Annotated in this window: 19 protein-coding genes and 1 tRNA gene; 6 read left to right on the top strand and 14 right to left on the bottom strand. The window is 43.7% G+C overall.

The annotated features are described in order from the left end of the window. Positions 1 to 215: 215 nt before the first annotated feature. From WA279_RS14430 to WA279_RS14440, 3 genes are all read left to right on the top strand, one after another. Positions 216 to 800, top strand: a complete 585-nt coding sequence (locus WA279_RS14430) for a TetR family transcriptional regulator (protein WP_336155776.1) — start codon at positions 216 to 218, stop codon at positions 798 to 800. Between the two features lie 81 nt (positions 801 to 881). Continuing rightward, positions 882 to 1217: an SMR family transporter gene (locus tag WA279_RS14435; RefSeq protein ID WP_014480966.1), complete on the top strand. Its 336-nt coding sequence runs from the start codon at positions 882 to 884 to the stop codon at positions 1215 to 1217. Continuing rightward, the gene (locus tag WA279_RS14440) at positions 1217 to 1537 is read left to right on the top strand and encodes a QacE family quaternary ammonium compound efflux SMR transporter (RefSeq protein WP_021480661.1); all 321 of its coding nucleotides are present in this window, start codon (positions 1217 to 1219) and stop codon (positions 1535 to 1537) included. The genes WA279_RS14435 and WA279_RS14440 overlap by 1 nt, the downstream gene beginning before the upstream one ends. A gap of 35 nt (positions 1538 to 1572) precedes the next feature. On the opposite strand, the gene WA279_RS14445 is transcribed toward WA279_RS14440, so the two are convergent. Further along, positions 1573 to 2085, bottom strand: a complete 513-nt coding sequence (locus tag WA279_RS14445) for a DUF3231 family protein (RefSeq protein ID WP_014478056.1) — start codon at positions 2083 to 2085, stop codon at positions 1573 to 1575. A gap of 449 nt (positions 2086 to 2534) precedes the next feature. Here WA279_RS14445 and cotR point away from each other — a divergent pair, with 449 nt between their 5' ends. Continuing rightward, positions 2535 to 3497 (top strand): sporulation hydrolase CotR, encoded by a 963-nt coding sequence (gene cotR, locus WA279_RS14450; RefSeq protein WP_336155780.1) that lies wholly within the window; start codon positions 2535 to 2537, stop codon positions 3495 to 3497. Between the two features lie 390 nt (positions 3498 to 3887). Here cotR and WA279_RS14455 read toward each other — a convergent pair. Then, positions 3888 to 3963 (bottom strand) — tRNA-Arg (locus tag WA279_RS14455). 269 nt (positions 3964 to 4232) lie between these two features. Between WA279_RS14455 and clpP the strand changes: the two genes are divergently transcribed. Continuing rightward, the gene (clpP, locus tag WA279_RS14460; RefSeq protein ID WP_003228214.1) at positions 4233 to 4826 is read left to right on the top strand and encodes an ATP-dependent Clp endopeptidase proteolytic subunit ClpP; all 594 of its coding nucleotides are present in this window, start codon (positions 4233 to 4235) and stop codon (positions 4824 to 4826) included. A gap of 61 nt (positions 4827 to 4887) precedes the next feature. Here the strand turns inward: clpP and pgmB are convergent, their stop codons facing one another. The 10 genes from pgmB to WA279_RS14510 form a co-directional block, all read right to left on the bottom strand. Beyond that, positions 4888 to 5562 carry a beta-phosphoglucomutase gene (gene pgmB, locus WA279_RS14465; protein ID WP_336155782.1) on the bottom strand — a complete coding sequence of 225 codons (675 nt, stop codon included), beginning with the start codon at positions 5560 to 5562 and terminating at the stop codon, positions 4888 to 4890. Further along, positions 5559 to 7244: an oligo-1,6-glucosidase gene (gene malL, locus WA279_RS14470; RefSeq protein WP_336155783.1), complete on the bottom strand. Its 1686-nt coding sequence runs from the start codon at positions 7242 to 7244 to the stop codon at positions 5559 to 5561. The genes pgmB and malL overlap by 4 nt, the downstream gene beginning before the upstream one ends. Next, positions 7237 to 9510 (bottom strand): maltose phosphorylase, encoded by a 2274-nt coding sequence (gene mdxK / locus WA279_RS14475; protein WP_336155784.1) that lies wholly within the window; start codon positions 9508 to 9510, stop codon positions 7237 to 7239. The genes malL and mdxK overlap by 8 nt, the downstream gene beginning before the upstream one ends. Further along, the gene (locus tag WA279_RS14480) at positions 9488 to 10372 is read right to left on the bottom strand and encodes a DUF1189 domain-containing protein (RefSeq protein ID WP_327828557.1); all 885 of its coding nucleotides are present in this window, start codon (positions 10370 to 10372) and stop codon (positions 9488 to 9490) included. Before WA279_RS14480 ends, mdxK begins: the two co-directional genes overlap by 23 nt. A 4-nt stretch (positions 10373 to 10376) precedes the next feature. Then, the gene (gene mdxG / locus WA279_RS14485; RefSeq protein WP_336155785.1) at positions 10377 to 11213 is read right to left on the bottom strand and encodes a maltodextrin ABC transporter permease MdxG; all 837 of its coding nucleotides are present in this window, start codon (positions 11211 to 11213) and stop codon (positions 10377 to 10379) included. Then, positions 11214 to 12521, bottom strand: a complete 1308-nt coding sequence (gene mdxF / locus WA279_RS14490) for a maltodextrin ABC transporter permease MdxF (RefSeq protein ID WP_336155786.1) — start codon at positions 12519 to 12521, stop codon at positions 11214 to 11216. It abuts the gene before it with no gap. Between the two features lie 39 nt (positions 12522 to 12560). Beyond that, positions 12561 to 13814, bottom strand: coding sequence for a maltodextrin ABC transporter substrate-binding protein MdxE (gene mdxE / locus WA279_RS14495; protein ID WP_336155787.1), 1254 nt, complete (start codon positions 13812 to 13814; stop codon positions 12561 to 12563). A gap of 78 nt (positions 13815 to 13892) precedes the next feature. After that, positions 13893 to 15680, bottom strand: a complete 1788-nt coding sequence (gene mdxD, locus WA279_RS14500) for a maltogenic alpha-amylase (RefSeq protein WP_336155788.1) — start codon at positions 15678 to 15680, stop codon at positions 13893 to 13895. A gap of 112 nt (positions 15681 to 15792) precedes the next feature. Then, positions 15793 to 16743 (bottom strand): LacI family DNA-binding transcriptional regulator, encoded by a 951-nt coding sequence (locus WA279_RS14505; protein WP_336155789.1) that lies wholly within the window; start codon positions 16741 to 16743, stop codon positions 15793 to 15795. 205 nt (positions 16744 to 16948) lie between these two features. Next, positions 16949 to 17524: a TIGR00730 family Rossman fold protein gene (locus WA279_RS14510; protein WP_003228180.1), complete on the bottom strand. Its 576-nt coding sequence runs from the start codon at positions 17522 to 17524 to the stop codon at positions 16949 to 16951. Between the two features lie 116 nt (positions 17525 to 17640). Between WA279_RS14510 and WA279_RS14515 the strand changes: the two genes are divergently transcribed. Beyond that, the gene (locus WA279_RS14515) at positions 17641 to 17961 is read left to right on the top strand and encodes a MazG nucleotide pyrophosphohydrolase domain-containing protein (RefSeq protein ID WP_003242570.1); all 321 of its coding nucleotides are present in this window, start codon (positions 17641 to 17643) and stop codon (positions 17959 to 17961) included. A gap of 26 nt (positions 17962 to 17987) precedes the next feature. Here the strand turns inward: WA279_RS14515 and WA279_RS14520 are convergent, their stop codons facing one another. Both WA279_RS14520 and WA279_RS14525 read right to left on the bottom strand, forming a co-directional pair. Continuing rightward, on the bottom strand, positions 17988 to 19580 hold the full coding sequence (locus WA279_RS14520; RefSeq protein ID WP_336155791.1) for a SulP family inorganic anion transporter: 1593 nt from the start codon (positions 19578 to 19580) through the stop codon (positions 17988 to 17990). 18 nt (positions 19581 to 19598) lie between these two features. Then, on the bottom strand, positions 19599 to 20192 hold the full coding sequence (locus tag WA279_RS14525; RefSeq protein WP_010886620.1) for a beta-class carbonic anhydrase: 594 nt from the start codon (positions 20190 to 20192) through the stop codon (positions 19599 to 19601). Positions 20193 to 20398: the final 206 nt, after the last annotated feature.

Consider the following 20398-nt stretch of genomic DNA (forward strand, 5'->3'; position numbering starts at 1 on the left):
CCTAGCCAAGCAAGGCTAGGCATGTGGGAGTGCTTTTTCTGCACCTGAAATCAGATGAATATGTAAAGAAACAGCACAAAACAAAAAAGCTTGTAGAAAAAAACACCGTTTTCTCTACAAGCTGAAGCAAGAGGTTTCTTGCTTCTTTATTCTTTACAAACATACATACACGCAATAAAATGAATGAGAGTCAGTCATTATTGGAGGTGTTCCTCATGCCAAAACAAACATCGGGCAAATATGAAAAAATTCTGCAGGCTGCCATAGAAGTCATTTCTGAAAAAGGCCTCGACAAGGCTTCTATTTCTGATATTGTCAAAAAGGCCGGCACTGCCCAAGGAACATTCTATTTGTATTTCTCATCTAAAAATGCCCTCATACCGGCCATTGCAGAAAATCTCCTCACCCATACACTTGATCAAATCAAAGATAGGCTGCATGGGGACGAGGATTTTTGGACCGTTTTAGATATATTAATTGATGAGACGTTTCTCATTACAGAACGCCATAAGGATATTATTGTCCTCTGTTATTCCGGGCTTGCGATCGACCACTCCATGGAAAAATGGGAAACGATCTATCAGCCTTATTATTCCTGGCTTGAACAAATCATCAACAAGGCCATTGCAAACCTTGAGGTAACGGAAGAAATCAATTCAAAATGGACGGCCAGAACGATTATCAACTTGGTCGAGAACACTGCGGAACGATTCTATATCGGATTTGAACAAGATGAAAATGTTGAAGTGTATAAAAAGGAAATCTTTACTTTCTTAAAACGAAGTTTAGGTACTGCTTAAAAAATGACTGGGTAACACCGCTCATTTTTTAACGCCCTAAAAATGACTGACGTTCATTCATAAATTAGAGAGGTGTTTCATTTGAATTGGGTTCTTGTTTTTATTGCAGGGCTTTTAGAAGTTGTTTGGGCCTCTTCCCTCAAACATGCTGATTCGCTTTTGGATTGGATCATCATTTTTATCTTAATCGCGGTCAGCTTTATCCTGTTGATCCGCTCTTATCAAAAAATCCCGATGGCCGCGGCGTACACTGTGTTTGTGGGAATCGGAACCGTCGGAACATATCTGACTGGAATTGTTCTGGGCGAATCCTTCTCAGCAGCCCAAATGTTCTTTTTAGCTTTATTGCTGGCTGGCATTTTAGGAATGAAATTATTTACGAAAGAAAGCAAATCTCAGCCGGGAGGTGAACAATAATGGCATGGTTTTTATTAGTGATTGCCGGCATAGAAGAAATTATAGCTGCCATTGCCATGAAATATATAGACGGAACAAGAAAAAAATGGCCGATCATTGTGATGACTGTTGGATTCGGCTTATCCTTTTACTGTCTTTCCCAAGCGATGATGGTCCTGCCTGCCGGAGTCGCATATGCCGTCTGGACTGGCATTGGAAGCATTGGTGTTTCGGCGGTCGGGCTCATCTGGTTTAAGGAGCGATTTCAGCTTTCACAGGTGATTTCACTTTGCCTTATCCTAGCCGGCGTCATCGGCCTGCGTCTTACGTCATCTTCATAAAATCAAGGCATATACAGCTGTATATGCCTTTGCCATTAAGCTTCGTGATGTTTTTGAAGATGAAGCGGCGGCGGGATAAGCCAGCCTTTGTTTTTTAGCAGCCTTAAGTATTTTGCGCCGGTTGCCGCTTTCGACATATGAAATTGCCCAAACATCATGGCAATATCCTCACGAATCGATTGCCCCATCATTTTGCTGCATGTCACAAGACCTGCGGCATTTTGTGCTGCCGCGGAGGCCGCCACATCCGGATCGAGAAACCGTGCGCCAGGCGGAATATCGTTAAGATCTGCTGTCGGCGGTTCAGGAGAAGCCGGCGGCAGCGCCACCCCGTTTTCTTTCAGGATCGTGCTGACCTGTTTGATTTCATCTTGGCACTTCTCAATGGACTCACGAAGCAGCTTCTTCAGGTCGTCATCACCGACATGATTCAATAGCATTTGGTAATTGCCGACCATTTTATTGCCCGCCATCACATAACTCCATAAGCCGAATACCTCACCATAATGCATCGGTTCATCCTGCGGATTTCCGCTTAAAATACCCATGTTCATCCTCCTCGCAAATTCAATATCGCACACATTCCATAACGTGCCCGGTAGGAGGAAAATTTATGTTCCAGCGGGAGAGATTTATGAAACAAAACAAAAAAGACAAGAGCGGCAAAATGCCAAACCTCTTGTCTTTCCTCTTTTTATGTTCGCCTGCTAAACAGCCTTTTTTCTCAACCAGTTGATTCTAATTTTTTCATAAGCTTTTGAGCAATCTTCCTGTCAAACCCTCCAACAAGAATCTTTTTTCTTATCGTTTTTAGAGCCATGTACAGATTTTTTCCGTGTAAATATTCGATCGAAGTAAAAAGAAAAGTGAGATAAAAATGGGATAATGCATGATGAAATTGAATGATTAGGACAAGAGATGTTCATTCATCCATACAACAGACTCTAGATAAACATATACTGAATGATAGTTTTAATTTAGAAAGGAGAAACCAGCTTTGGCAAAATATCGGATTATGACCTTTGACGGCGGCGGTACCTTAGGTGCTTTAAGTTTACAACTGTTAAACAGATTGGCTAGGCAAAACCCGAAGTTAATTAGTCGAACCCATGTATTTTCGGGAAATTCAATCGGTTCATTTACTGCCCTTGCATTAGCAAGCGGAAGATCTCCGAGGGAAACACTTCAGTATTTTGAGGATGAAATCCTGCCCGCATTCAGCATTTCCCGGCCAGGCGGACCTGTTTTCAACCAACAATTACCCTATTCCGGTTTTATTAAAGCGGTAAGAAATTTTTTCCCGGAAGATCTTCAACTTATAGATTTAAGAAAACGAATTGTTGTCCCATCATTCAAATTATACTCTCAAAAACTGGACCGTTGGACTCCTGTCTTATTTCACAATTTTCCCGGCTCTCCCTATTTAAATGAAAAAGTGAGTGATGTCATACTGCGGAGTAGCGGTGCTCCTGCGACGCAACGGGCCTATCAAAACTATGTGGATGGGTATGTAGTAGCAACGAACCCTAGTACAGCCAGTATCGCGTTTGCAGTTGGTAAAGCCAACGTGCCATTGGATCAAATTGCGGTATTGTCCATCGGAACAGGTGAAGCCCCGACCCGGTTAAGAAGAGATACGAAGGGATGGGGAATGGTAAGTGCAGATAACATCCGCCCCGAAAATCTGAAGAACCTTCCTCCAAATTGGGGAGTTCTTTTGGACAGGTCGCCTAATGAACCTTTACTGCCATTTCTTCAGATGATTGCTGGCGGTAATGGGTACTATGAATCCATGGTCAGCGCGAATCTTCTGGGAGATCGTTTTTTCCGGTTAGATCCGCGGATTCCGAACTTCTCCAAAACGGACCCTGCCGTCGTTCCCGCTGTCATTGAAATTGCGAACAATACCAACTTACAGCCTGCGATTCAATTTATAGAGAAGAACTGGGGGAGCAAATAAATTTTTATTTTAAAACTATTCTCGCTTATCCAATTTTGTCCGAGAGAAGATTCTCAAAATAAATACAGGCAATGGGTAAAAAGAATTTTTTTCTTCTTGTTTTGACAATAAAGTTGTTTACAAGTGTAATGTCTCTTTGGATTCCAACAAGTAAACAATATTTTTGTAAAGTATCAGTAAGAACCGGATTTCTTTTTAAGTGTTATTCAAAGCCAATAAGACAAATAAATAAATTCAAAATGCCTCTTTTAAAAATGGTGGTTCAAATCGTGGAATGATTGATTTGAAGTTTATTTCAAAACTCGAAGGTTTACTATGCCTCTTTTTTCACACAAAAAAGACAAGAGCGGCAAATCGCCAAACCCTTGTCTTTCCTGTTGTTCTATTGGACGCGCTCGGAGGGATTCGAACCCCCGACAGACGTGGTACCGGAAACCACCGCTCTATCCAACTGAGCTACGAGCGCAGAATGACTGCGTTATGAGAACGTCAGCACAACTAATTATACGATAATTCCATTCAAATAACAACCCTCTATTTCGAGAGGCCGTTTTTTAAATAGACAAAGCATCTTAATTGGCAATCTGACATACGATGGTTTGAACCCCTGTATTTTTGGGGAAAATGGGAAAAAGAGACGACTTTGCATATCAGGCCAGCTTTTTGTTTGACCTTTATTGACCAAAAATGTATCATGTAACTACATACTTACCTAAAAGGTGAAGGAGGAGCATTATGAATTTAATACCTACAGTCATTGAACAAACGAACCGCGGGGAAAGAGCGTATGACATTTATTCTCGTCTATTAAAGGATCGTATCATCATGCTTGGATCTGCGATTGATGACAACGTTGCGAACTCCATCGTGTCACAGCTTTTATTCTTAGCAGCAGAAGACCCTGAAAAAGAAATTTCTCTTTACATCAACAGCCCGGGCGGCTCTATTACAGCCGGTATGGCGATCTATGATACCATGCAGTTTATTAAGCCGAAGGTATCTACAATTTGTATCGGTATGGCTGCGTCAATGGGCGCGTTCCTGCTTGCAGCCGGCGAAAAAGGCAAACGCTATGCGCTTCCAAACAGTGAAGTCATGATTCACCAGCCACTTGGCGGTGCGCAAGGTCAGGCGACAGAAATTGAAATTGCCGCGAAACGCATTCTCTTGCTTCGTGACAAATTAAACAAAGTCCTAGCTGAACGTACTGGCCAGCCGCTTGAAGTGATCGAACGCGACACAGACCGTGATAACTTCAAGTCTGCTGAAGAAGCGCTTGAATATGGCCTGATTGACAAAATTTTGACTCACACAGAAGACAAAAAGTAATAACACAACCTGCAAGAGCTGCGTCTCTTGCAGGTTTTTTCATTTCAAGGGATTGACTCCCTTAAACACTTTTTATTCTATACTGCTCCCATCCCTCATGTAACAGCTCAAGCGTCAAATCATTCGTCTGCCTCACAACTAGATCAGCACCAAGCATCGGCTGTCCTTGACCGACACCAACCGCAAACATCCCCGCAGATTTGATTGCAGAAATGCCGGCTTCTGCGTCTTCTATTGCCGCGCAATCAGCAGGGGAAACATCGAGCATCGCTGCAGCTGTTAAAAAGATGTCAGGATCAGGCTTCCCCTTCGCAAGAGTCGTCGGATCAACAATGGCATCAAAATCATCGATAATTGCCAAACGTCTTAAAATCTTAGGAGCATTGCGACTTGAAGATGCTAACCCGATTTTTATATTTTCGTTTTTCAATCGACATAGGAGCCTGCCAATCCCCGGTAAAAGATCTTCCGGCGTCAATTTGCCGATCAGCGTTTGATAATCGTGATTTTTCCGATGCATAAGTTCTTGTTTCTCCGCATTTGTATACTTTGTTTCCGCACCGCCAAAGATCAATATGCTTTCAAGTGACTCTTCTCTGCTGATTCCTTTTAGCCTTTCATTCATGTCTCTGTCAAAGGGGATATTGATTTGTTCTGCGATGTGCTTCCAAGCGAGAAAATGATATTCAGCCGTATCTGTTATCACTCCGTCTAAATCAAAAATGACCGCTTTCATATACTAATGCCCATCACAGCTTCATAAGGTTTGAGGCTAATACTCTTTAAGTCAGCCCGCTCCTGCGGATAGTTTGAAATCAGCACTTTCCAACGCTCATGAATCAGTTCTGGAGGCGCTTCGAACAGAGCCTTTTCTTCCGATAAATTCACAACGACAAGAAGCTTTTCCCCTTGATATTCTCGAAGGTAAGAAAAGACCTGCGGATCATTCTCCTGCAACAGCTGATAATCGCCATATATCATAATCTTATATTGCTTTCGTAATTGAATGAGCTTCTGATAGTAAAAGAAAATCGAATCTTGATCTTTCAAGGACTCTTTCACATTGATATCTTGATAGCGGGAATTTACCGGTATCCACGGGTCTCCGGCTGTGAATCCCGCATGTTTTCCGGCATCCCACTGCATAGGTGTTCTCGCATGATCCCTTCCTTTTATCATCACGGCTTTGACAAACTCTTTTTCTGACATCGTTTTGTTTTCGACGACTAGTTCACGATATGCATTCTTTATTTCAAGATCATCATACATCTCCAGCGGCATATCGCTGTTGACCATGCCGATTTCTTCTCCCTGGTAAATAAACGGCGTTCCTTTCATGCCGTGCAGAACCGTTGCAAATGCCTTCGCACATTCTTTACGCAGCTTCCCGTCATTGCCCCACCGGGAAATAACCCTCGGCTGGTCATGGTTCTCAAAATAAAGGGTATTCCAGCCGACATTCATTAACCCGGTCTGCCACCTTGTCATCGTCTTTTTTAAAGCAATCAAATCAAACGGCTTGATCTGCCATTTCCCATTTGGCGAGTTTTGTTCTGTATCAATATCCATATGTTCAAATGTAAAGATCATATTCAGCTCTTGCCTGCTTGCATCTGTGTACTTTTTCGCCTCTTCAATATCAGAGCCGTTTGCCTCTCCGACTGTCATGCAGTCGTAATGAGAAAGCACTTCCCTGTTCATCTCTTGAATAAACTCATGAAGACGTGGGCCGTTAGAGTGATAACGGCCGACAATATAGCTGCGGCTGTGATTCGTTTCGTAGTCCGGAAAATCGGTGTATTTAGAAATAGAGCCGATCACATCCATCCGCCAGCCGTCAACGCCTCTATCCATCCAGAATCTCATTACATCATAAACTTCCCGGCGAACGGCGTCGTTTTCCCAATTTAAATCAGGCTGTTTTTTCGAAAAGTAGTGCAAATAATACTGCCCTGTTCCTTCATCGTATGTCCACGCTGAGCCTGAAAAGATCGATCCCCAATTATTCGGCTCTGAGCCGTCCGGTTTAGGATCTTTCCAAAAATAATAATCCCGGTAAGGATTGTCCTTCGACTTGCGGCTTTCAGCAAACCAGGCATGCTCATCCGACGTGTGGTTCACGACCAAATCCATGACGATTTTCATTCCGCGTTTATGGACTTCATCAATCAGCTGATACATATCTTCATTTGTCCCAAACTTTTCGTACATGTTTTTGTAATCGCTGATATCATATCCGTTGTCATCCTGCGGGGAATCAAATACCGGGGAGAGCCAGATGACATCCGCCCCGAGGTTTTTGATGTAATCTAGCTTTTGAATCACACCTTGCAAATCCCCGAATCCATCTCCATTGGCATCATAAAAACTGCGCGGGTAAATTTGATAAACGACAGCTTCTTTCCACCATTCACTCATTAGGCGTTCTCCTTTCACATCGTCCCTGTAGGACAATTGGTTCCTCATAGACGTTCATGTGCAGCGGCTCACCTTTTACAAGCTCAAAAATAACGCGCTTTTCGTCAACCGTCACATTGATTAATCGGTTTCGATAATTGATGTTGAATGAATATTCGTCCCATTCTTTCGGCAAAAACGGAGCAAATGACAGCGTCTCATTCGCGGTGCGCATGCCTGCAAAGCCATGTACGATTGTCAGCCAGCTACCCGTCATTGAAGTAATATGCAAGCCTTCTTCCGTATCATGATTGTAATTATCAAGATCAAGCCTTGCTGTGCGCTTATATAATTCGAGCGCTTTCTTTTCCAGCTTGAGTTCGGCTGCGAGAATTGCATGGACAGAGGGCGATAGGCTTGATTCATGAACAGTCATCGGCTCATAAAATTCAAAGTTTCGCCGTTTTTCTTCTATTGTAAAACGGTCATTAAAAAGATAAATGCCTTGGAGAACATCTGCCTGCTTAATAAAATTGGAGCGGAGAATCTTGTCCCATGACCATTTCTGATAAAGAGGCCGCTCCGCTGGATCTAATTCATCAACTGCTTGCAGATCTTTGTCCAAGAACGTGTCATGCTGAACGAAAATTTGCAGTTCTTCACTATACGGATAGTACATGTGCTGGATGATTTCTCTCCAGACTTTCAATTCTTCTTCCTGCACATCCAGAAGGCGGCGTTTCTCCGCTGAGATACTTTCGAGACTTTGTAGAGTATACTCCAACGTCCAAGCCGCAATGACATTCGTATACCAATTGTTGTTAACGTTGTTTTCGTATTCATTCGGCCCTGTGACGCCATGGATCATATACTTGTATTTTCGTTTCGAGAAGTGAACACGGTCGGCCCAAAATCTGCTGACTGCCACAAGTACGTCTATCCCGTATTCTTCCATATAGTCACAGTCGCCTGTATAATTGATATAATTGTAGATCGCATAACAGATCGCGCCATTGCGGTGAATTTCTTCAAAGGTGATTTCCCATTCGTTGTGGCATTCATCACCTGTGAACGTCACCATCGGATAAAGTGCCCCCTTCATCCCCAATTTTGCCGCGTTTCGTTTGGCAGCCTCCAACTGATGATAGCGATACAAAAGCAGGTTTTTCGTCACCTCCGGCTCGGCTGTCGCCAAATACATCGGAACGGCGTACGCCTCAGTATCCCAATATGCTGCACCTCCATATTTCTCGCCAGTAAATCCTTTCGGCCCGATATTCAAACGGGCATCGCCCCCGTAATATGTCGAGAATAACTGAAAGATATTGTAGCGGATTCCTTGTTGTAGCTCCTCATCTCCTTTAATCTCAATGTCCGCTTTTGCCCATCTTTCCTTCCATCGATCAGTGTGCCTCCGTTTTGCGTTTTCATAGCCGTACTCAACCACATCCGCCAAAAGCTCCTTGGCTTTCGATAAAAGCTCTTCCTCACGAAAATCACGTGAAGTCGTGACAATCACAAACTTTTTCAATGATGCCTTCGTTTGATAACTGTAGCGATTCTCGACATACATTTCAGTCGTTTTAAAGCTTTCATGGACAAAACCCTCCGTCTCGTTTGCCATTGCGGCTAATACCGTGAAGCGCGGTGTTCCAAATGGATTTTCGATCGTTTTTGCCGCTAAATGGCCGCTGTGAGAATCAGCACCTTTCGCTTCCTCCTGCCAAAACTGTTCTTGGTAGTTAGAATCTTCATTTGCCACGTTTCCATCCAGGTAAGGAACAAGCGTAATGACAGCATCTCCCGTCAGGCACTCCGCTTCATAATGAATCGCACAGAGTTCTTTTACAGCCAGGCTAAGAAACCGCTCTGACCTGATTCTGACGGTTTTATCTTGAATGCGGACAACAGCGCTTCGCCGCAGAATCCCCTCTTTCATATTGAGTTCTACCTTAAATGATTCGATTGGGTTTTGATGGAGATCGATTTTTTCACCGTCAACATATAAGCCTATGCCCATAAAGTTCATCGCATTGATCACTTTTCCGAAATATTCTGGATACCCGTTTTTCCACCAGCCTACTCGCGTTTTGTCGGGGAACCACACGCCTGCAATATATGTGCCTTGGTGACTGTCGCCTGAATAGCCTTCTTCAAAATTCCCTCTGACCCCCATATAGCCATTGGCAAGAGACGTCAGGCTTTCCAGCAGACGTGTATGCTCCTTATTAAATGTATTTGTTTTGATTTTCCATTCATCAATCTCAAATAACCGCTGATTTATCATCATTTCCTCCCGAATGTAAGTTTCCATTATCACGGCGGGTTTTGGTCAAATATCTAAATGCAAAAGAGATCATCAAAGTAACGCCACACGAATGGATCATCAATACGGTAATCAAATCAAAATGAACCATGCCGCTAGCAGCTGCCGCAAATGCCGGCAGTGCCGAGGCGCAAATCGCTATAGAGGCCGCTTCCTTGAATGATGCAATAGAGACCATGTTTGATATTTTTGTGATCCAGAGGCCTCCGGCAAGAACAAACGTTAACAAAAGCTGGATCATAAAGATTACCGCATATGCCAGCATCATGATCATCGGCTTATACTGTGCCAACCATAATGTATCGATCAAAACCTCTACATCATGGGCGTTTGGCTTCTCGAGCTTAACGTCCATTTTCGCATAGCCAACAGAAAACCCCGTTTCGTTTTGATCGGTGATCATCAGTTGATCAGGTTGAAATATGATGGCGTTTTCAAATCCAGTTACTTTCAATCGCCCATTTTCACCGCTCGTATCATATTCATGCTTCATATCGACCGCCATCACATTCTGCCCATCTTCAATCCTCTCAGAGCTCTTCCCGCCTGTTAGTTTTCCGTTCCTGATTTGAAAACCCTGCAATTGATCAGCAAATTGATCATTAACTCCTTGAATCGCTGACGGCATGAAAGATGCAACGCTGAAGCGATCCATTTTCACAAACGAAACCGCTAACGGCGTCATTAAGCAGGCCGTTAAAAACAGAAAGAGAAAAGAGAGCTGCAGCCAGCTGAAGGTATTCCCGTAGCGGCAAACACCTGATGGAGATGCAGCCGCTTTCAGGCAGCGGATGATAAAGCTTTTATTCTCCAGATTCTTCATTGAATTACCCCTTTGTTCCGCCGGCTGTCAAACCGGACACAAAGTTCTTTTGGAGAAAAAAGAATAGAACGCATATCGGCAGTGCGGCAAGGATGGCACCAGCCGCAAATAGAGCTACTTTTTGCTGCTGCGGATTAGAAATAAAGGATTGTAATCCTACAGCGATGGTCAGCCTTTCCGGTGAGCGAAGCAGAAATTTCGCCAGCAAATAGTCGCCAAACGGTGCCATAAACGCCCAAAGCGCTTGTACCGCGAGCATTGGCTTAACAAGCGGCAGAACAATTGAAGCGAAAATCCTTAGATGTCCCGCTCCGTCAATTCGCGCGGCTTCATCAATTTCTCTCGGCACAGTATCAAAATAACCTTTCATCAGCCACGTGTTCATCGGAATTCCGCCGCCGATATAGATCGCTGTTAAAAACCAGTATTGATCGAGTGCGCCTATTAGCATCGCCAAGACATAAAAAGCAGTCAGCGCCGCCATTGTCGGCACCATTTGAATGATTAAAAAGAATATCAGGCTCTTTTTTCTGCCTGCAAACCGATAGCGGCTGTACGAGTACCCGGCAAGTGTCACGATTGTAACCTGCAAAACCATGACCGATAGCGCGATGACAAGTGTATTGCTGTACCAATTGAGATAAAGTGTTTCGTCAAATAGCCGCTTAAAATGATCCAATGTCCAAGAACCCGAAAAATCGAGCTGAAAAGCCGCCGAATTCCCCAAACGGAAGGCTGATGATGCCGTAATCAGCAACGGATATATAATGACAATACTTAAAAGCGTCAAAAAGAAATACGTACAGATTTTATTAAGCATTCTGGCAGTGCTCGCGTTCACCTACATAACCTCCTCATTGCCAAAAGCATTCGATTTTTTGAAAGCAATCAGTGAAATTCCAATGACAATGAAAGAAATTAACAGGGTCACAGCCGCCGCAACGGAATATTGGGGTGATGTGCCTGTTGTCAGTTTATAAATCCACGAAATTAAGATATCGGTCGACCCGGCCCCGGCTCCCGCACTGCCTGGCCCTCCCTCATTAAATAAATAGATGATCGAGAAATTATTGAAATTAAACGTATACTGAGTAATCATCACGGGTGCTGTCGCAAATAAAATCATCGGAAATGTGATATGCCGAAAACGCTGAATAAAAGTGGCCCCGTCAATCTTTGCCGCTTCATACAATTCACCTGGAATCGCCTGAAGCACTCCCGTTACCATGACATAAATATATGGAAAGCCGAGCCACGTTTGAATCATAATGAGGGCTGTCTTTGTCCAGAAAGGATCGGTCTTCCACGCGATCGCAGGCAGCTCTACAAACGGCAGGTGATTGAATAGTGGAATCACCTGTGCATTCACCGCTCCTATGCTGTCGTTAAACATGTTGGAAAAACTCATGATTGTAATAAAAGCCGGAACAGCCCATGGAAATAAGAAAATCATTCGAAATATCCGCTTGCCTTTTATAAAATCCTGATTGACGAAAAGTGCCGTCACAATCCCTAAAATGATTTGCAGCGTTGTTGCACAGATTGTCCAGATAACCGTCCAGCCCAGTACATTCACAAATGTTTCACGATAGGAGCCAAGGAAAAAAATATTCAAGAAATTTTTAAACCCGACCCAGTCAATCAGACGATTAGGCGGAATATGATAAAAATCATAGTTTGTTAATGCAACAAACAGAGTCACCAAAACCGGAAAAATAATCACAAACACCATCATGATATATGCCGGCAGTGTAAATAGATATGGAAACCCTTTATCGCCCGCATGACAGATCATATCCTTGACTGTTGTATTGACTTCCAAACCCGCCGCTTTCATTGCGGCGGTCTTACGCGAATCATGAATATTAAAGATATAGAACATGAGGAAAATCATTGTCACGATCAATTGCAGCGTGCCTTCAATCAGCATAAACAGCGAGTGATCTTCACCGGGAACACTTCCCAATGTCATCAATCCGGTTAGCGCCTGTATACCGAAAACGCATAATTCAAAAGCAAACAAGCCTGTGATGGCAAGAAATAAGAGCCCCTTTGACAACTGCTGATTCGCAATCTGCCCAAGTCCTGGAATGATCGATAAAAGCCCTGCCTTTCGTTTTTGCTTTGCAAGTGTGTGATGTTTATTCATTTTTCCGCCCTCTATTCTTCCGGACGCTATCCCGCCGTTTTATTTCACATACTTTTCTTTAATATTTTCCTTTATGACGTTTACAGCATCATTCGCTGATGTTTGTGTCGATTTTTTTCCTGAAGCTGCATCAAAAATTAAACTTTCCGCTCCTGTCCATACTTCAGCCATTTCCGGAATATTTGGAGTCGGCGTTGCTGTTTCATATTGTTTAATCACAGCTGACGTCAGTTCATTCTTTTGCTCATCGGCTTTCTTCCTTGCAGCCGTGTTGGCCGGAACTTCGTTTGTATCCTCATAAAAAGCGAAAGCATTGGCATCATTTGCAGCATACTCAAGCCATTTTTCAGCCAGCTCGGGCTCTTTTGTATATTTCGAGGCAACCCAGCCCTTCCCGCCAGCAAAAGGGGCGTATTCTTCTCCATTTGGCAATGTCGGAATGGGAGCCGCTCCGTAGTTCAATTTAGCCTCTTTATAGTTGGCAGCTGACCAAGGACCGCCAATGATCGCAGCCGCTTTGCCTTCTAAAAACATCTGCTGAATAAAGTCGTCTGCGCTTGAATTGTCTTGCATTCCTTTCGGCCAATATGTTTCAAACCATTTCTCCGCATATTTCACCGCTTCTACAGCCCCTTTATTGTTCAGGCCGATGTCCCCGGAATCTGTGCCGTTTTTTCCAAACACATATCCGCCGTATCCAGCCAATAAGCCGTACGACATATAAAAGTCAGTCCATTTTGCTAAAAATCCGGTTGATTTTCCTTTTTCCGAAGCAAACGCGAATCGAGGATCTTCCGTTAACTTTTCAAGGTCTTTAAATGTTTTTGGCGCTGTTTTTAAAAGATCTTTATTGTAATACAAAATAAGTGTCTCAATGACTAGCGGCATTCCGTACACTTTGCCGTCAACTGTCACCTGCTGCATTTCTTTATCACCAAAGCTTTTTGTATGAGATGGCTTAATGTCAAGCAAATGTCCTTGCTGTCCCAAACCGCCGATCCGGTCATATGCAGCAAGCATAACATCAGGCGCATTACCCGCCGGGCCATCAAGGGGAAGCGCCTCCAACTGTTCGAACATTTGCTTTTCAATAATTTTTACTGTGACATCATTCTCTTTTTCGAACTTTGTTTTTATGCTTTCAATGTATTCTTTATACGTTTCTTCGACAGACACAGTCAGCACCTTTTTGCCATCAGCGCTTGCTGGATTTTTTGAATTTGAGCAGGCGGCAAGGCCGATTGCCAGGAATGATGCCGCCAATATGGCGAACCCCTTTTTTAAAAGAACCATCTCTTTTCCCCCTTCTATTTACGAAACTATAACAATTGTATTGTCATATAGAAAGCGGTTACAACAACTTTTGATTTGTTACCGATAACAGAATGTTATACGGGGGGCGGCAGCACTCAAAATCAAAAATTCTCCCGGCTGAACGGTAATGACATCGTGATGATGAAGCGGCTGCTCTGTCCATGCATCACAGATTTTCTTATTCCTATCAATATTCAACTCTCGTAAACTGACGTGTTGAACCACATTCCCTTGATTAAAGAAATAAATCAGTATTTTTTCATCAAGAGTCCGCGAAAAGCTAATAAAATCATTTTTGTCGTCCAGCAGATTCCACTCAAGATGTCCTTCAGTCAATAAAGTGCTTTCCTGCTTGCGTAAAGCAATTAACCGATTCATAAATTGCAGCATGTCTTGGTTTTGCTTCTCCTTTTCCCAAACCATACATTTCCGGCATAATGGATCATTTTCGCCGTCCAGCCCGATTTCCGTCCCGTAATAGATGCATGGTGAGCCTGTCTGGGCAAACATAAAGGCCAGCAACGCGCGTGCTTTCTTCTCATCATTGCGGCATCTGGTCAAAAGGCGCTTTGTATCATGGCTATCCAGTAAATTAAACATCACCTCATTGGCCTGCTTCATTCCATTCATCAAATGTGCATTGACACGGTAGGCCATACGTGAGGCTGGGATCGTCCGGTCAGCAAAATATTCAATCATAGGCTCTGTAAAAGGGTAATTCATCGCCGCATGAAATTCATCCCCTCTAAGCCAGGGTTCGGCAGAATGCCAGATCTCACCTAAAATATAAACGTCAGGCTTTTCTGCTGATACAGCCTGCCTGAATGTCTTCCAAAACACGTGATCCACTTCATTTGCGACATCCAAACGCCAGCCGTCAATGTCAAATTCGCGAATCCAGTACAAAGCAATATCAAGCAAATATTTCTGCACTTCGGGATTAGCCGTGTTTAGCTTCGGCATATCAGCTGTAAAAGCAAACCTGTCATAATTGTCGTCTGTGACGGGAAAAGAGTGAATATGGAACCAGTCCTTATAGCGGGATTGATCTCCGTTTTTGACGACATCCTGCCATTGCGGAGACGCGCTTCCTATATGGTTAAAAACCGCATCTAGCATAATTCTCATCCCCCGCTGATGAAGCTGGCTGACCAATGTACGAAAAATCTCTGGATCCCCGAAATGCGGATCAATAGAAAAGTAATCCAGCGTGTCGTATTTATGATTAGAAGGCGCGGAAAAGATCGGCGTCAGATAAATGCCGTTCACCCCTAAATCCTCTAAATAATCAAGCTTGTCAACAATTCCTTGTAAATCCCCTCCAAAAAAATCATTGACGCCCGGGTCCTTGCTCCCCCACGGCAATGCATTCTTCGGTGACAAGTCTTCTCTTCCATTTGCAAAACGTTCCGGAAAAATTTGATACCAAACCGTTGACTTGACCCATTCAGGCGCTTGAAATGTATCAGCCTCGTGAACAAACGGAAATTTAAAGTAATAATGAATCGTTTCCAGTGTTTTTTCGTTATAAGGGCATACACCCGAACTTCCGAAAAAGATGTCTTCATGATCGTCTGTTACAACAAACGCATATTGTAAACGCCTAAATGGCGGCACCACTTCAGCAAACCAATAGTCATGCATTTCTGTTGCAGCAATTTTTCTCATCGGCTGCTCGTTTGCCGACCATTTGCCGTCGTTGTACTCATAGGGATCACCCCAAATGAATCGAATGTGATCTGCATCACCTTTTTTCGTCCGAATCTTGATATGCACAGTCCGCCCATCATAAGAATAAGCATCTGTGCTGAATGGCTGGTGGTGAATCGCTGCATATTCCATCATGTTTCCCCCTTTGATTTCCGTTTTATTGAAGCCGGCTCATAGTTTGAAAGTATCATGATGAAATTGTGGGAACAATCCTTTTCACCCTGTTACCGATAACAGAATAAGGCGCTTACAGCGTTGATTGTCGTACAATTAGCTCTGGTTCAAAAAATAGGCTTCCTTGTGCAGCACCGTCTTCATTCATTTTTTTCAGCAACATTTTCGCACAGGCTTCCCCCATTTCAACAACAGGCTGTCTGACCGTAGTCAAGCGCGGCGAGGAGATGCGATCAAGAAACACACCGTCATTCCCGGTAACCGCAACGTCTTCTGGAATTCGCTTTCCAAGGGATTGCGCCGCACGAATAACGCCGAGCGCGATTCGATCAGATGCGCAGACAAATGCAGCCTGATTGTCCATGGATTTCAGCAGTTCTCTTGCAAGGCATTCACTTTTCTTAGAACTGTTGTCGATCCGAAACATATTCGATTTTTTAAAGGTTTTATTCATCGCCCGTATATACCCCTGTTCTCTTGCACGTTCGAAAGGCTCATCTAAATCAATGCCAAAAAAGACAACTTCCCGCTCCCCCAGCCCCATAACATGGCGGGTTGCCATAAAAGTGCCTTTCTCGTTATTCACATCGATAAAGTCATAGCCCATTTCATTTTGTCCAAATACGACGAGCGGCTTCTCAAACGCTTTTATTACACCTTCAAAATCGTTCTTTCTCAAGCCGGTGGCAATAATGCCGTCACATTGGCCAATATTAAGAGAATTTCTTGTCACAAGCTGGAGAGCATAATGATTGCGATCCAGCTCCCTGCTGATTCCTGTCAGCAGGTTCATGTAATATGGTTCTGTCGTATCCATTTCCTCAAGTATCAATAGTTTCACAACCTGTGTTCTGTTTTGCACGAGCGCTCTCGCCGCATAATTAGGGATGTAATTCAGCTCTTTCATCGCAGAATGAACAAGCTTTTTCAATTCATCTGTCACCGTCTCAGGGTGATTGATCACTCGTGATACCGTCATTTTCGAAACATTTGCTTTTTTCGCTACATCTGACAATGTTGCCATTTTCATCCCCTCCTTATCTGTGCTTATTATCCAAACTAGTGATAAAGTCCTCTATTACTGCTAAATATACGATGCAGGCAAAAGAGAAATAAAAAAGAGATTTCCCTTAAGGAAACCTCACTTTGTTAAAAACACTCGATTTTTCATGAATTCATACGCTAGGTGGCAGACTCATTCTCTCCACTTCCACGAGAAAGTCTCTTTTTTAAATTTCTGTCCACTTTTTTTCTAAAATCGGATAAGAATAATTTTGCATTTGCTCAATTAACTCATCCGGCCGTGACGAGCTGTGAATCAGTTTTAGGTGCGATTCGTTAGAAAACCCTTCTTGAATGCTGTATTTCACCATTTTCATCATTGGTTCAAAATATCCGTTTACATTGTACAGTCCGATTGGCTTTTGGTGGATGCCGATCTGTGCCCAGCACAGCACTTCAAATAATTCTTCATATGTACCGAAGCCGCCCGGCATCGAGATAAAGCCGTCCGCCAGCTCGCTCATTTTAGCCTTTCGTTCATGCATCCCGTTTACTTCAATCAGCTCAGTCAGATTCTGATGGACAACCTCCCCGCTGAACAAACCGCTCGGCATGACCCCGATTGCAGTTCCGCCGTTTTCCATAATCGCGTCGGCAATCGTTCCCATCAAGCCGACGCGGGAGCCCCCATAGACAAGGCCGATTCCCTGCTCAGCCATATACACGCCAAGCTCTGCCGCTTTTCTTTTATACGCTTCATTTCCCCCAGGGTTTGATCCCGCAAATACACAAATGGTTTTCATCTTGTCATCTCCGCATCTATATATCGTGTTAAACATTCAAAAACACACTATATATTGTCCCATCTTCATGTGATAATATCAATATGAAATACATAAAGAATGCAGGAGTGATGAGGTTGCAGCTGGCTGATGCAGAAAAATGGATGAAAGAGTTTTACGAAAAAAGAGGCTGGACAGAATACGGACCTTTTATTCGCGTCGGCTTTTTAATGGAGGAAGCCGGAGAACTGGCCCGGGCTGTCAGGGCGTATGAAATCGGCAGAGACCGGCCGGATGAGAAAGAATCGTCACGCGCTGAGCAAAAACAAGAATTGATTGAAGAAATGGGAGATGTCATCGGAAATATCGCCATTCTTGCTGATATGTATGGTGTCTCTTTAGAAGACGTCATGAAGGCCCACCAAGAAAAACTGACAAAACGATTTGAGCATGCATAAAAAAGCGGCCGCGATGGCCGCTTTTTTTAACCTGTGATTTCATCATGGTGATCAAAGAAATGCTGCTTTCCTATTTTGTGAAAAAGGCCTGTTTTATGCAGCAGCTCCTTCGGCTGCGATTGCAATCCTACAATCATCAGCTTTCCATTGTGGCGCTTAATTCGATTCATAATGTTCCCAAGCACCGCTTCAGCTGACGTATCCATATAGTGCACCTTATTCATGAGCAGAATGAGGGTTTTCGGTTTTTTCTGTACATGCTCCAGCAATGACGATTCAAGGGAATCAATTGATCCGAAAAACAGCGGCCCTTCTATGGCATACATGCTGACAGATGGATCTTCTCTCTTCGCCAGAACAGGATGCGATTCCTGATTGTGGATGCGGGTCGCTTCGCTCATTCTTCTGATAAAGAACACAAATGCAAGCAGCAATCCGGTTGCCACACCGATGATTAAGTCAAACAGAACCGTAAGGGCGAAGGTCGCCGCCAAAATAAAGGAATCAGCGTTTTTCAATCTCAGCATGTTTGCGACTTCCTTGCGCTCACTCATATTCCATGCGACCACCATGAGAATCGGTGCCATACTGGCGAGCGGCACATGGGACGCATAAGGTGCAAATACAAGCAGGACAAGGAGAACCACTACACCGTGAACGACGCCGGAAACAGGGGAAACCGCTCCGTTTTTTATATTGGTCGCCGTTCTGGCAATCGCTCCTGTAGCCGGAATTCCGCCAAACAGGGGCGCTGCCATATTCGCAATTCCCTGGCCGACAAGCTCCTTGTTGCTGTCATGCTTTGAGCCCTTCATGTTATCAGCGACCATTGCGGACAAAATCGACTCAAGTCCTCCAAGAAGCGCGATGACAAGCGCAGCCGGAAACAGCATAACCATTTTATCCAAAGTAAGCTCAGGAAACTGAAATTCAGGCAAATGGCGGGGGATTTCTCCATAAGTTGACCCGATCGTTGCCATGCGGTCAGGGAAAAAGACAACCGCGATCACTGTGGAAATAAGAAGCGCCAACAAAGCGCCCGGCACTTTAGGCATCACCTTGGCGGATACAAGCAAAATGACGAGCCCGATCACAGCTGTCAAAATGGCATACACGTTAAAGGTGCCGAGCTGCTGCACAATTTCAAACATGTTGTGATGAAAGTTCTCATGTTTTTCAACATTTCTCAATCCGAGAAAATTAGCGATTTGTTCCGTAAAGATCAGCACGGCAATTCCGGCTGTAAAACCGACGATAACGGGTTTGGGCACGAATTTCATTATTTTTCCGAGCTTAAACAGCCCAAACAGCACCAGCATTACCCCTGCCATAAACCCCGCAATCAGCAGATTCTCTAATCCGTACTGCACGATAATGCCGAACAGTATCGGGACAAAGGCGCCTGTCGGACCGCCAATTTGATATTTAGATCCTCCGAACAAAGAGATACAAATCCCCGCTATAACAACAGTGTACAGCCCGTATTCGGGCTCGACTCCCGAGGCAATGGCAAACGCCATTCCTAAAGGAATTGCCACGACACCTACTACGATACCTGCAATTAAGTCTTTCTGAAATTTCTGTAAATTGTATCCTTTGAATCTCCCTGAGAATCGCATATTTTGTTATAACCTCCCTTATGAGTGATTGTTTATTAGCTCAGTTTCATAACCGTTAATGACCACATCAAGTTTTCCTGTTTCAGGGTGAATGACAAGCCCGTGAACCGGCACCTTTTTCGGAAGCAGCGGATGGTTCTTAATCATGTTCACACTGTGGGAAACGCTTTCTTCCACGCTGTGAAAACCAGTCAGCCACGTTTTCAAATCGAGTCCGGCACTCGTCAGCAAATTCAGGCAGCTATCCTCCACCCCGCGCTCCTTTGCTTTCTCAAGAATCGAGGACGCATTCAGCCCTGACATTCCGCATTCATGATGGCCGACAATGCATACCTCTTCAGCCTGCAATTCATAAATCGCGACCAGTATGCTTCGCATCACGCTTCCAAATGGGTGAGAAACGATGGCTCCCGCGTTTTTTACAATTTTAGCATCACCGTTTTTAAGCCCCATTGCTTGCGGAAGAAGTTCTGTAAGCCTTGTATCCATACAGGTGACAATGACGAGCTTTTTCGAAGGAAACTTTGTCGTTTTGTACGGTTCATACTTCTTCTCACTGACAAACCGCTGATTGTGTTCCAAAATTGATGTTAAAGAAACCATTTGATTCATCTCCCATCCATATGATTTTGCAAGCCTTCTTACCCAGCTTACAGTAAGGAATTATAGCATAGGAATAAGCCAAGAAAAGGCTTTCAGAAAAAGACACTATAATTGGACTGTATAATCAAAACATAAACATTTATATCTTTCAAAGATAATAAAATTTATATTTAATGAATCCTATAATCCGGCTGCAGCTCGCATATTGATGATTT

Source organism: Bacillus sp. 204(2023) (genome assembly GCF_037027505.1).
In the GTDB taxonomy this organism is placed as follows: domain Bacteria; phylum Bacillota; class Bacilli; order Bacillales; family Bacillaceae; genus Bacillus; species Bacillus subtilis.

What these genes read in the sequence shown, in the direction of transcription:
- WA279_RS14520 (WP_336155791.1), bottom strand. Translation starts at nt 19,580, where the DNA reads ATGCGATTCTCAGGGAGATTCAAAGGATACAATTTACAGAAATTTCAG.
- mdxK (WP_336155784.1), bottom strand. Translation starts at nt 9,510, where the DNA reads ATGATAAATCAGCGGTTATTTGAGATTGATGAATGGAAAATCAAAACA.
- malL (WP_336155783.1), bottom strand. Translation starts at nt 7,244, where the DNA reads ATGAGTGAATGGTGGAAAGAAGCTGTCGTTTATCAAATTTACCCGCGC.
- WA279_RS14510 (WP_003228180.1), bottom strand. Translation starts at nt 17,524, where the DNA reads ATGAAAACCATTTGTGTATTTGCGGGATCAAACCCTGGGGGAAATGAA.
- WA279_RS14525 (WP_010886620.1), bottom strand. Translation starts at nt 20,192, where the DNA reads ATGAATCAAATGGTTTCTTTAACATCAATTTTGGAACACAATCAGCGG.
- WA279_RS14440 (WP_021480661.1), top strand. Translation starts at nt 1,217, where the DNA reads ATGGCATGGTTTTTATTAGTGATTGCCGGCATAGAAGAAATTATAGCT.
- WA279_RS14445 (WP_014478056.1), bottom strand. Translation starts at nt 2,085, where the DNA reads ATGGGTATTTTAAGCGGAAATCCGCAGGATGAACCGATGCATTATGGT.
- mdxF (WP_336155786.1), bottom strand. Translation starts at nt 12,521, where the DNA reads ATGAATAAACATCACACACTTGCAAAGCAAAAACGAAAGGCAGGGCTT.
- WA279_RS14430 (WP_336155776.1), top strand. Translation starts at nt 216, where the DNA reads ATGCCAAAACAAACATCGGGCAAATATGAAAAAATTCTGCAGGCTGCC.
- WA279_RS14480 (WP_327828557.1), bottom strand. Translation starts at nt 10,372, where the DNA reads ATGAAGAATCTGGAGAATAAAAGCTTTATCATCCGCTGCCTGAAAGCG.
- pgmB (WP_336155782.1), bottom strand. Translation starts at nt 5,562, where the DNA reads ATGAAAGCGGTCATTTTTGATTTAGACGGAGTGATAACAGATACGGCT.
- mdxE (WP_336155787.1), bottom strand. Translation starts at nt 13,814, where the DNA reads ATGGTTCTTTTAAAAAAGGGGTTCGCCATATTGGCGGCATCATTCCTG.
- clpP (WP_003228214.1), top strand. Translation starts at nt 4,233, where the DNA reads ATGAATTTAATACCTACAGTCATTGAACAAACGAACCGCGGGGAAAGA.
- mdxD (WP_336155788.1), bottom strand. Translation starts at nt 15,680, where the DNA reads ATGATGGAATATGCAGCGATTCACCACCAGCCATTCAGCACAGATGCT.
- WA279_RS14505 (WP_336155789.1), bottom strand. Translation starts at nt 16,743, where the DNA reads ATGGCAACATTGTCAGATGTAGCGAAAAAAGCAAATGTTTCGAAAATG.